Raw genomic sequence first — 11,376 nt, 5'->3', positions numbered from 1 at the left:
TTAGCCATCTGACCATGACAGCTGTAGCATTTAGGAGCAGGATAATCCAACTTCGCGATGATTTCTTTATGCGTTCCAGCATCTAGAACATCCAAAATCGTAATGTTAGGGTCTTTGATTTCCAGTAAGTTTGTGATAAAATTTAATTGTTCCATAAGATTCTTTCTAATGATGGTTTGGTCGCTTTTCATTATAGGTCATATGGGACTTTTTTTCTACAACAAAATAAGCTCCATAATCCCTAAAGTGATTTTACCCACTACAGAAATTATAGAGCCATTTTTATTTGAAAAAGTAGGGAAACTGCATTTTGAATTCTATGAAAATAAAGGTAATTTTCACCTTTTTAGTCCATTCTTGAAAATTGCAATATGTTTGAGAAAAACAACACATTGCCTTTGGTCTAGCTTACAACCATATAAATAGCATATCATAGAATAGTATCAGTATTCCCCCAGAATTATACCAGAAAAGTCGAAGAGGAAGTTATATAATAGTATTAACAATAAACAAAGAGGTGAAAGTGATGACAAAACAATTTCCAAAAGATTTTCTATGGGGTGGCGCAACGGCTGCTAATCAATATGAGGGTGGCTGGAATTTAGGCGGTCGTGGGCCAGCAACATCTGATACTGCCAAGGCGGTTCGCCCAGAAGATCGAAAGAACTTTAGTGATTTGATGGCTCCAATGACCAAGGAAAAGGTTTTAGCGGCGCTTAACGACAAAGAAGGACTTTATCCTAAACGCTGGGGCTCTGACTTTTATCACCGTTATAAGGAAGACATTGCTCTTTTTGCAGAAATGGGTTTTAAAACTTTTCGTCTTTCGATTGCTTGGAGTCGAATTTTCCCTAATGGTGACGATGCAAGTCCGAATGAAGAAGGGTTAGCTTTTTATGATGCTGTTTTTGATGAATTGCTCAAATACGGCATTGAGCCATTAGTTACGCTTTCTCACTATGAAACACCGATCAATCTTGCCCTCAAATATGAAGGCTGGAAAGACCGTCGTGTGATTGGCTTTTTTGAAAAATATGTCCGTATGGTCATGGAACGCTACAAAGACAAGGTCAAATATTGGTTAACTTTTAACGAAATCAATATTATGGGCATTTCTGGCTATGTCGGTGGTGGTCTGCTGTTTGAAAGTGGTAAGCAAAATATGCAAGAACTCTATCAGGCTGCTCATCATCAATTTGTGGCTAGCAGCTTGGCAGTCAAGGCTGCGCGAGAAATCAATCCAAATTTTAAGGTTGGTATGATGTTGGCGCGGATGCAGGCTTATGCAGCTACTTGCAATCCTCAAGATGTTATGCAAGAAATCAAACAGGATCATGAAAATCTATTTTTCTCAGATGTTCAGGTTCGTGGGAAATATCCAAGCTATGCCAAACGTTTCTTCAAGGAAAATGGAATTGAATTGCAGATTGCTGATGGTGATTTAGAGTTGTTGGCTCAATACCCTGTGGACTTCATGTCGTTCAGCTATTATATGAGTTCAGTTGCGCGTGCAGTAGACACAGATGCCGATGAAAAGACAGCGGGGAATTTCTCACTTGGTGAAAAAAATCCCTATCTGGAAGCCAGCGATTGGGGTTGGCAAATTGACCCTGTTGGCTTACGGATTACGCTCAATAAACTTTATGACCGCTATCAAGTACCACTTTTTATCGTAGAAAACGGTCTGGGTGCTTTAGATAAGGTCGAAGCTGATGGTTCCATTCATGATGACTATCGGATTGACTATCTGAAAGCACATATTGAGCAAATGTATGAAGCGATTGAGGACGGAGTTGAACTGATGGGCTACACACCTTGGGGTTGTATTGACTTAGTTTCAGCTTCAACTTCTGAAATGAGCAAGCGCTACGGCTTCATTTATGTAGATGCTGATGATGAGGGAAATGGAAGCTATGATCGTTCTCGTAAGGACAGTTTCTATTGGTACAAAGAAGTCATTGCAAGCAATGGCGCTAATATCTTATCTAAAAAATAGTTTGATCGGTCTCTTTGGGCTGGTATGTGGAGAAGAAATATGACAGGGAAAATCATTTTTTTAGATGTGGACGGAACCTTGGTTGATTATGAGGGGCAAATTCCAGCGTCAGCCGTTGAGGCAGTGCAACAGGCGCGGAAAAATGGACATTTAGTCTATGTTTGTACAGGCCGTAGCCGAGCAGAAATGCCGCAAGATATTTGGGATATTGGCCTCGACGGCATGATTGGCGGCAACGGCTCTTACGTGGAGCATCACGGTGAGGTTGTCATGCACCAGCTTATTCCGCTTGAAGTGGAGAAGCGCGTGGTGGATTGGCTACAGGCGCGTGGGCTGGAATTTTATCTGGAAAGCAACAACGGACTTTTTGCCAGCCGGAATTTTCGAGAGGCAGCGCGCCCTGTTATGCGTATGTATGCCAAGGGCAAGGGGCTGAGCGAAGAGGAAGCCAAAAAGCTAGAAGCGGAGGACGCTCTTCACGGTCTGGTCTATGGCGGGGAGCTCTATCGCGATGACCTCAATAAAATCAGCTTTATCCTCAACAGTTACCAAGACCATGTGGACTCAAAAGCTGCCTTTCCTGAGCTCAAGGCGGGCACTTGGGGCGGTCGCGGTGAGCATGCCCTCTTTGGTGACTTGGGCGTCAAAGACATTACTAAAGCGCATGCCATTGAGGTTTTGCTTGAGCACCTTGGTGCAAAGCAAGCGGATACCATTGCTTTTGGTGACGCTAAGATTGACATTCCCATGCTGGATTATTGTGCGGTCGGGGTGGCTATGGGCAATGGCGGAGCGGAAATCCTAGCCATGGCAGATATGATTACCGACGATGTTGAAGCAGACGGGCTTTATCACGCCTTTGAAAAATTAGGGCTGATTTAAAAGAAAGCGAGCAAGCAGATGACAAAAAAACTCTATCTCATGCGGCACGGACAGACCCGTTTTAACGTGCAAAAACGGATTCAAGGTGCTTCAGATTCTCCTTTGACAGAGTTAGGGATTGAACAAGCCAAAATGGCGAGAATATTTTTTGAAAATCAAGGAATAAAGTTTAATAGAATTTATTCCTCTACTCAAGAACGAGCTTGCGATACAGCAGAAATTGTTTCAGGGCGAACTGATTATATTCGATTAAAAGGTTTGAAAGAATGGGATTTTGGTGCTTTTGAAGCCCAGAGTGAGTATCTAAATCCACCCCTTGATTTGGAGCATATTGGGCAAGCATACGGGGATTATTTTGTAACCTATGGGGGAGAAGGAGCCAGACAAGTTCGTCAGCGTATGATGAGGACAGTGGGAGAAATTATTAGTCAGGCAGCTGAAGGCGAAACTATTCTTGCAGTGACTCATGGTGCTGCTATTTCTCATTATTTTCGGGAAGCATTAGCTGTTTACCCAGATAATCTGACTACCCCAAATTGTTCAATTTTCAACTTTGTCTTTGACGGAGACAAGGTAAGTATGCCTTTGGTTTATGACCCAATCAATGATAAGATACTTTACAAGGAGGAAAACTAGTGGTAAAAAAACTCTATCTCATGCGGCACGGGCAAACACTTTTTAACCGTCGTCACAGAATTCAAGGTTGGTGTGATGCTCCCTTAACTGATTTGGGTATTTATCAAGCGCGCGTGGCGGGAAGATATTTTAAAAATCAAGGGATTGAATTAGACGAGGCTTACAGCTCTACATCTGAGCGAGCTTGCGATACTTTGGAATTGGTGACAGACGGCAAGCTCCCTTATCAACGTGTCAAAGGGCTGAAAGAATGGAATTTTGGGACTTTTGAAGGTGAGAGCGAGGATTTAAACCCGCCCCTACCTTACAAGGATTTCTTTGTAACTTACGGTGGCGAAAGTCAAGAGCAAGTACAAAAGCGTTTGGCAACGACTATTTTTGAGCTCATGAAGGACAGTCAAGGAAAAGAGATTCTAATGGTGTCTCACGGCGGCGCGATTGCCAACTTTGCGCGAGCTTGGCAGCAAAACTGGGAATTAGACAGCCTTGGTCATATGACCAACTGCAGCATTCTCGTTTTTCGTTTTGAAAATGACGAGTTCTATCTGGAAGAAGTCGTCAATCATGATTTTTCGGCTTGGGAGGAAGAAAGATGACCACTCTTTATCTGATGCGGCATGGGCAGACTTTCTTTAACCAGCAGGGCTTGGTGCAGGGATCTAGTGACTCACCATTGACAGAGCCTGGTATCGAGCAGGCGCAAAAAGCGCAAGCCTTTTTCCAAAAGAAGGTATTTCCTTTGATAGCCTCTATGCTTCCACGCAGGAGCGGGCTTGCGATACGCTGGAAATCGTCACGGGTCGCAAGGATTATCAGCGCTTGAAGGGGCTTAAGGAGTGGAATTTCGGACTTTTTGAAGCCCAGCCCGAAGCCCTCCAGCCTAAAATTCGTTCGGGGGCTCATTCTTTTGAGGACGCTTTTGTGGCTTATGGTGGCGAAAATGTGACCGAGGTTGGTCGGCGTATGAAGGCAACGCTGACGCAGCTTTTGGAGCAAGAAAGTGGAGTCGTTCTCGCGGTCAGTCATGGTGGCGCCATGTGGGTTTTTCTACTGGAGCTTTCGATTGAGCCCGACCCGACGGCTCGCTTTGGCAACTGCGCCATTTGCCATTACGAATACGAAAACGGTGCCTTTCATTTGGTACGGATAATTGACCCCTTGAGTGGAGAGGTTTATGAAAGAAAATAAAAACAGGGCTGACCTGTTTTTTTATTGAGCGGGTGATATAATAGTTAAAATAAAAGGAGTGGTGAAATTGACACAATTAAAACTAATTAAACCAAGTTTGGACTATGAACAGCAACTCATAGCTTATAAGGCGGCATTTTCTGAGGAACATTTATATGGAGGTAGTCGTTTATCAGAGTATGAAGATATAGCTCAATGGTTGCAATATATTGAACTGGCCTCAGTTAAAGCGACCTGTGAGCAAGGACGTTCTCCTTCATCGACTTTTCTCTGTGTCCGTGAAAGCGACCAGAAAATGGTTGGTATTTGTAATATTCGTCACGATCTCAATCAAGATTTTTTGCTTAATATTGCAGGTCATATCGGCTATTCCATTCTGCCGAGTGAGCGAAGTAAAGGCTATGGGAGAGAGCAGCTAAGGTTGGCGCTTTTAAAAGCAAGAGAACTCGGGATCAAAAAAGCTCTTGTGACGTGTGCTGACTGGAATAAGGCTTCTGAGGGTGTTATTCTTGCTAATGGTGGAGTTTATGAGGACACCAGACTAGATGAGACAGATAATGATTGGATGAAACGCTACTGGATCCCTCTCAGCTAAATTATAAGAAGCTCCTAGCCATACAGCTAGGAGCTTGATTTATGTTTCATTTTCTACCCACTCGCTGCGGGTGAACATAATGGAGAGGATAGCGAGAACGAGCACACCTGCCGCTGCATACCAGTAAGGTATATCTAGTGTTGTTGAGCGGCCCGATAGATTGATGATGCCGCGAAGCAATCCCCCCGTTGTTGCTATGGCAATGGCTGTATTCCACAGATTTAGACTAAGTCTTGAAAGATTAGGCTGGATTTTCAAAAGTAGCAGTAAAATGCTGCCTCCGAAAAGGGGAATAGCAAACAGCCAATGCATGAAAACAGATGTTTCGCCAAAACTAAAATGTTCATAAATTCGACTAAAAGCAAAGAAGAAGAGTGTTGTCACCGCATAGGTGATGGCACTTTTTTTGAATCGTTTTTTGATAGGATTAGTAACCGAAGTAGACAATGTCACTCACCGCCCTTTCTGAAATATTATTTCCGTTGGTTGTTGGTTTGTTGACGACTTTTCCGTTGAAGTAAAGTGTTGAAGAACCGCCACCATCAAGATTGTAGGCAGTTTTAACGCCGTAGGACTTCATGACTTCTGCCAGTTGATAGAGGGACAAGCCCTTGCTTTCAGAAGTTCGACCGTCTGAAACCACGATGATGTAGTGATTTTCATCAATGATTCCGATAGCTGTCCGTGGATTTGATGACATGGATTGTCCAACCTCAGAGTTGGTGTCAACGCTAATTTCACCATTTTCTACAAGAGAGGGACCGAAGGCTAAAAGGTTTACAACTCCTTGATTAACGAGTTCTTGCGCTGTGACTTGGTTTTCATAGATAATCTTAAAAGAACCATCTTTATAAATGGCTAAATCGCCATTGCTACTGTTTTGTCGAACGGTATCACGATAAACGATGCCATTACGAATGACATAGCCTGTCGAATTGGCACCATAGTAGTCACCATTGACAGCAAGGATCGCATTATTGGCCGCTGCTGTGACCGAAGTTTTTGCTGTAATATTCGTTCCGTAGGTATCTTGAGCCAAAGCTGTTTTGAGTAAACCGGTCGTGCTGGTTGTGACGCTTGCAACGTAAACTTGTGTGTTATTGACAGTTTTTGTTTCAAGTGTGATAGACAAATTATCGTCCTTGTAACTAGTGTCGGTAGTTGAAACATTGGTTGCTGTCACATTTGTTTTACTTGCAGTTGAGGATGTTTTCGTTACCGTTGACATACTTTCAGATAAAACGAAAGTCTTTAGCATGGAATAGGTAAAGGTTCCTGTTAAAAGGAAACCGCAGACTGTTGCGTAGGCAAAAGGTTTTTTGATAAATTTCATCAGATGACATGTGTCCTTTCTTTAAAAATAATTTTTTTCTGCACGAACCAAGAAAGGAAAAAAAGCAGAAAACCGACAAGTATTTTGACAATAAAGAGATTTATTCCAAATGTGGAGTAGAGTAGCTGAATTAAAAAAGTATCTAGCACGAATAGAAAGACGGCTAAGCTAAAATAGGAGGTTCCTGTTTTTAGCGTGCTATCCTCGTTATGAAAGACAAGCTTTTTATTGCTGGCAAAGTTAAAAATGGAACTTGTGACGCGAGCCAAGCTATTTGCTAGAAGAATTCGCAAGCCACTTGGAACTGCGGCAAGGAAAATCAATGCTAGTGCATAAACCAAATAATCTACTACAAAACTACTCATGGATGAGAGAGCGAACTTAAAAAGTTGGGCGTAGATTTTGAGCCCGTCCGTTACAGGACGAAAATGAGAGGCTGCATTGTCATTAATATAAATTGTCTCAATAGGCATTTGTTCCACTCCCAGTTCTTTAGTTGCAGCCAGGAGCATGTTCATTTCATATTCATAACGCTGACCAGGAATTTTTAGCATAAAATCCAAATATTTGCTGTGAAAAGCACGAAGTCCGGTTTGGGTATCGATGACATCTTTCCCTGTTTGAAGTTTGAAAAGAAGTCGAGTGAGGCTGTTGCCAAAGCGGCTACGCATGGGGACTTTTCCTGTAAAAGAGCGAACCCCTAAAGTGAATTGATCAGGATGTTCACGACTGACTTTTCTAACTCGCAGCATATCCCAGAGTGAATGCTGTCCATCAGAGTCTGCTGTTAATACAATTCCTTCATAGTTTTGTTCTTTCAAATAGGAGAAAGCTGTTTTCAAAGCTTGTCCTTTTCCTTGATTGCTTGTATGAGTCAGGACGGTTGCACAGTCTTCTGCCGCTTCAAAAATAGCCGCATAGTCTGCCCCGCTTCCATCGTCAACAAGGATGACTTGTAAATCACTTTTATCCTGTATTTTTGCCAGAAGTTTGAGTAATTCTCGATCCGGCTCAAAAGCTGGGATGACAACTGTATCTCGTTTCATTGCTCTACCTCATTTCTGTAAATTACAGAGTATCATACAGAACAAAGCTTAAGCATTCCTGATATAAGTTAGGTTTAAGGAAAGGAGAGACTTATCACTCACTTTTTATTTTTTCTAATTTCTTTAAATATGGTATAATAAAGGTTATGGCAAACAAGAAAAAAACAAGTAAAGGGCGGACAACGAGACGCCCGACTAAGGCAGAATTAGAACGACAAAAAGCCATTAAGCGAATGATTATTAGCGTGCTTTTGGCTTTGATTTTAGTATTTGGGATTTTGCGATTAGGAGCTTTTGGAGTTACAATCTACAATCTTTTCCGTCTAGGGGTGGGTAGCCTTGCCTATTTAGCGATGGGGGCAACTCTTTTTTATCTCTTTGGTTTTAAATGGATTGAGCGCCGTGAAGGAATGATTTCCGGATTTTTGAGTGCTTTTGTAGGTCTGCTTTTGATTTTTCAAGCTTATTTGGTGACAATTGCTAAGCTGACGACAGGTATTTTTGGCATAACCCTCTCGCGAATCTTAAAAGACTTACTCGCTTTTAGAGTTAGTTCTTTTGCAGGTGGAGGTGCTATCGGGGCAATTCTTCATGCACCGATTTCTTTTCTATTTTCCAATTACGGGACTTATTTTATCGGCCTTCTTTTCTTTTTTATGGGAATGCTCTTGATGAGTCCTTACTCAATTTATGATGTGATGGAAAAGATCGGTATTTTTTTCCATTCGTGGATGGAAAATCGCGAAGCTAAAAAGCAAGAGCGTTTCGTTAGGAAGGAAGAAAAAGCGGCTCTAGATGCAGAAAGGCAAGCCCAGCTGGCAGCGGCGGAAAACGACTTGAATAGAAAAGTAGACCCAGAAACAGGAGAAATCTTAGAGGACAATCTCTTTGAGCAAATGCCGTTTGAAGAAGATTTTGAACCTGAGATTTTTGACTATGATTCGACTGATCCTGCAAACCTTGATGAGAGTGAAGATACTGTTTTTCTGGAAAACGTTGAGGAAAATGGTGATGAAGATATTGAGGTTAATTTCACTCCGAAGGAAACTCTGGCTTATAAACTGCCAACCTTGGCACTTTTCGCTCCTGACAAGCCCAAAAACCAGTCCAAAGAAAAGCGCTTGGTGCGGGAAAATATCAAAATTTTGGAAGAAACCTTTGCCAGCTTTGGCATTCGAGCAGCCGTCGAACGGGCAGAAATCGGCCCGTCCGTCACCAAGTACGAAGTCAAGCCAGCCGTCGGCGTGCGGGTCAATCGGATTTCCAACCTGGCAGATGACTTGGCTCTAGCCTTGGCAGCCAAGGATGTGCGGATTGAAGCGCCTATCCCGGGCAAGTCTTTGGTAGGGATTGAAGTGCCCAATTCAGAAGTTGCGACGGTGACCTTCCGCGAGCTCTGGGAGCAGTCTAAAACGGATGACAAGAAATTGTTAGAAATTCCGCTAGGCAAGGCAGTCAATGGCTCTGTTCGTTCTTTTGATTTGGCGAAGATGCCGCATTTGCTGGTGGCGGGTTCGACCGGTTCGGGTAAATCCGTCGCGGTCAACGGGATTATTGCCAGCATTCTGATGAAGGCGCGTCCAGACGAAGTCAAGTTTATGATGGTCGACCCTAAAATGGTCGAGCTGTCGGTTTATAATGACATCCCGCACCTGCTCATCCCTGTCGTGACCAATCCACGCAAGGCCAGCCGCGCCCTGCAAAAGGTCGTGGACGAAATGGAAAATCGCTACGAACTCTTTTCTAAGGTTGGCGCCCGTAATATCGCAGGCTATAATGCCAAGGTGGCTGAGTACAATGCTCAGTCCGAATACAAGCAAATTCCGCTGCCACTCATTGTTGTGATTGTTGATGAGTTGGCGGACCTTATGATGGTTGCCAGCAAGGAAGTCGAAGATGCTATTATCCGTCTAGGACAAAAAGCGCGTGCGGCGGGGATTCACATGATTCTTGCCACCCAGCGTCCGTCGGTGGATGTTATCAGCGGTTTGATTAAGGCCAATGTCCCGTCGCGGATTGCCTTTGCCGTCTCAAGCGGTACGGATAGTCGGACGATTTTGGATGAAAATGGAGCGGAGAAGCTCTTGGGACGTGGCGACATGCTCTTTAAGCCGATTGACGAAAATCATCCAGTTCGCTTGCAAGGTTCCTTTATTTCAGACGAGGATGTGGAGCGGATTGTGGCCTTTGTCAAAAATCAAGCGGAGGCGGATTATGACGAGAACTTTGACCCAGGCGAAGTGGCAGAAGGCGACTTTGATTCAGGGGACAGTTCAAGCGAGGGCGATCCGCTCTTTGAAGAAGCGAGGGCGTTGGTTATCGAAACCCAGAAAGCCTCGGCTTCCATGATTCAGCGGCGCTTGTCGGTCGGATTTAACCGTGCGACCCGCCTCATGGAAGAACTGGAAGCTGCTGGTGTTATCGGGCCTGCCGAAGGCACCAAGCCGCGCAAAGTTTTACAGACAAATTAAAAATCTGCTGGCTCTGTCAGCAGATTTTCTATAGCAGGAGGAAAAAATGAAATTAGACACTGTTCATCATATCGCAATCATCGGGCATGATTATGAGAAAACCAGAGAATTTTATGTAGATAAGTTGGGCTTTGAGCAGCTTGATGAGCATGTTCGTCCAGACAAGGATGATATTTTATTCAATGTTCGCAAGGGCAATCTGACCCTGGAAATCTTTATCAAAGAAAAAGCACCCCTACGCCCAGCCCTTCCTTTACCTGAGCACACAGGCCTGCGCCATTTGGCTTTTAAAGTAGCGGATGTGGAGGCTTGTTTAGCCCGATTTGACGCCCTAGAAATTCCGCACACGGCCCTGCGCTACGACGACTTTGACGGGCAAAAAATGGCCTTCTTTTTCGACCCCGACGGTCTCCCTTTGGAAGTGCATGAATGAAAAACCTTCTGAGAATCATTTTCTCAGAAGGTTTGCTTATTTCCCATTTACCAGAAAAAGGCTGATTATCATGGCAAGGTAAAGGAAGAAGGTTAGAAGAAAGCCAGCGCGCCAGAAATATCTGAAAAACTTAGGGTAATAGAAGCTACGGCGTTTGACTAAAAAGAAGATGGATAGCCCGATTGCTAACAGGGAAAGCGCAAAAACTAGCTGGGGTAGAAGACTATGATAAAAAGCGCGATCTGAAATCAAGTAAAACTCCACAAAAAATAGTGGAAAAGCCAGATCTGCGAAATTAAATCCTCGTTTTTGTAAGCGAAAAAGTTTAACAAAAACGATAGAGACAAAGATATTCAAAAAAATAAATAAAATAGCAGCAATTCTCAGTAATAACATAGCTTTATTTTACCACAAAAACAGGAAAAAATGGGAGAAATTTATTACTTTTGTCCCATTGTCAATGATGTGAGACCAACAATCTAAGAAATAGAAAGCTGATATGTTATTCTTTACAAGGGGCTAGCCCCTTGTAAAGAATTTCTGATTTCAATAGGCGATAACCAGTTAAGAGTCTGCATGGGGAGGCGGTTAGACAGGTAAAGATAGTTTTTCATCTGCTTGATAAGGTCATCGTAAGAGTAAAATTGCAAGCGTTGGTAGAAGCGCCTGTTATCATTTCGGTGGCTGCGTTCAACCTTCCTATTGTGTCGTGGCGTTCGAGGGCGGATGCACTTGTGTTCAATTCCTAACTCCTGACAAAGGATATCCAAAGGATGGATCTGCTTGGTTTCCTTGA

General features: G+C 43.3%; 12 protein-coding genes and 2 pseudogenes. 8 read left to right on the top strand and 6 right to left on the bottom strand.

Going from position 1 to position 11,376, the window contains the following annotated elements:
• A pseudogene (locus tag A3I3_RS10240) lies at positions 1-155 on the bottom strand (ISL3 family transposase); the annotation flags it as partial.
• Between the two features lie 371 nt (positions 156-526).
• Between A3I3_RS10240 and A3I3_RS0107550 the strand changes: the two are divergent.
• The 6 genes and pseudogenes from A3I3_RS0107550 (at position 527) to A3I3_RS0107525 (ending at position 5,297) form a co-directional block, all read left to right on the top strand.
• Positions 527-1,996 (top strand): glycoside hydrolase family 1 protein, encoded by a 1,470-nt coding sequence (locus A3I3_RS0107550; protein ID WP_018372111.1) that lies wholly within the window; start codon positions 527-529, stop codon positions 1,994-1,996.
• A gap of 39 nt (positions 1,997-2,035) precedes the next feature.
• On the top strand, positions 2,036-2,878 hold the full coding sequence (locus A3I3_RS0107545) for an HAD family hydrolase (protein WP_018372110.1): 843 nt from the start codon (positions 2,036-2,038) through the stop codon (positions 2,876-2,878).
• A gap of 18 nt (positions 2,879-2,896) precedes the next feature.
• Positions 2,897-3,514, top strand: coding sequence for a histidine phosphatase family protein (locus tag A3I3_RS0107540; RefSeq protein ID WP_018372109.1), 618 nt, complete (start codon positions 2,897-2,899; stop codon positions 3,512-3,514).
• A gap of 20 nt (positions 3,515-3,534) precedes the next feature.
• The gene (locus A3I3_RS0107535; protein WP_115276002.1) at positions 3,535-4,110 is read left to right on the top strand and encodes a histidine phosphatase family protein; all 576 of its coding nucleotides are present in this window, start codon (positions 3,535-3,537) and stop codon (positions 4,108-4,110) included.
• Positions 4,107-4,702, top strand: a pseudogene (locus A3I3_RS10235) (histidine phosphatase family protein). The gene A3I3_RS0107535 and the pseudogene A3I3_RS10235 overlap by 4 nt, the downstream one beginning before the upstream one ends.
• Before the next feature lie 67 nt (positions 4,703-4,769).
• Complete coding sequence (locus A3I3_RS0107525) at positions 4,770-5,297, top strand: GNAT family N-acetyltransferase (protein ID WP_018372107.1); 528 nt, start codon at positions 4,770-4,772, stop codon at positions 5,295-5,297.
• Between the two features lie 39 nt (positions 5,298-5,336).
• Here A3I3_RS0107525 and A3I3_RS0107520 read toward each other — a convergent pair whose 3' ends face one another.
• Genes A3I3_RS0107520 through A3I3_RS0107510 form a run of 3 tightly spaced genes read right to left on the bottom strand, consistent with a single transcriptional unit; the run spans position 5,337 to position 7,676 of the window.
• On the bottom strand, positions 5,337-5,744 hold the full coding sequence (locus A3I3_RS0107520; protein WP_026129817.1) for a hypothetical protein: 408 nt from the start codon (positions 5,742-5,744) through the stop codon (positions 5,337-5,339).
• Positions 5,725-6,630 (bottom strand): phosphodiester glycosidase family protein, encoded by a 906-nt coding sequence (locus A3I3_RS0107515; RefSeq protein ID WP_018372105.1) that lies wholly within the window; start codon positions 6,628-6,630, stop codon positions 5,725-5,727. Before A3I3_RS0107515 ends, A3I3_RS0107520 begins: the two co-directional genes overlap by 20 nt.
• Positions 6,630-7,676: a bifunctional glycosyltransferase family 2/GtrA family protein gene (locus A3I3_RS0107510; protein WP_018372104.1), complete on the bottom strand. Its 1,047-nt coding sequence runs from the start codon at positions 7,674-7,676 to the stop codon at positions 6,630-6,632. Before A3I3_RS0107510 ends, A3I3_RS0107515 begins: the two co-directional genes overlap by 1 nt.
• Before the next feature lie 146 nt (positions 7,677-7,822).
• Between A3I3_RS0107510 and A3I3_RS0107505 the strand changes: the two genes are divergently transcribed.
• A complete protein-coding gene (locus A3I3_RS0107505) occupies positions 7,823-10,147 on the top strand; it encodes an FtsK/SpoIIIE family DNA translocase (protein WP_018372103.1) in 2,325 nt (774 codons plus the stop codon).
• 46 nt (positions 10,148-10,193) lie between these two features.
• Positions 10,194-10,580 carry an SMU1112c/YaeR family gloxylase I-like metalloprotein gene (gene gloA2, locus A3I3_RS0107500; RefSeq protein ID WP_018372102.1) on the top strand — a complete coding sequence of 129 codons (387 nt, stop codon included), beginning with the start codon at positions 10,194-10,196 and terminating at the stop codon, positions 10,578-10,580.
• A gap of 36 nt (positions 10,581-10,616) precedes the next feature.
• On the opposite strand, the gene A3I3_RS0107495 is transcribed toward gloA2, so the two are convergent.
• Together A3I3_RS0107495 and A3I3_RS0107490 are read right to left on the bottom strand one after the other, a co-directional pair.
• Positions 10,617-10,976, bottom strand: coding sequence for a DUF3397 domain-containing protein (locus tag A3I3_RS0107495; RefSeq protein ID WP_018372101.1), 360 nt, complete (start codon positions 10,974-10,976; stop codon positions 10,617-10,619).
• Positions 10,977-11,089: 113 nt separating this feature from the next.
• Positions 11,090-11,376: integrase core domain-containing protein (locus A3I3_RS0107490; RefSeq protein WP_018372085.1), on the bottom strand; the 287-nt coding region annotated here is incomplete at its 5' end.

This window comes from Streptococcus massiliensis DSM 18628 (assembly GCF_000380065.1).
Lineage (GTDB): Bacteria > Bacillota > Bacilli > Lactobacillales > Streptococcaceae > Streptococcus > Streptococcus massiliensis.
Note: the sequence above shows the minus strand (reverse complement) of the source record. Positions and strands in the feature narration are given on the sequence as shown.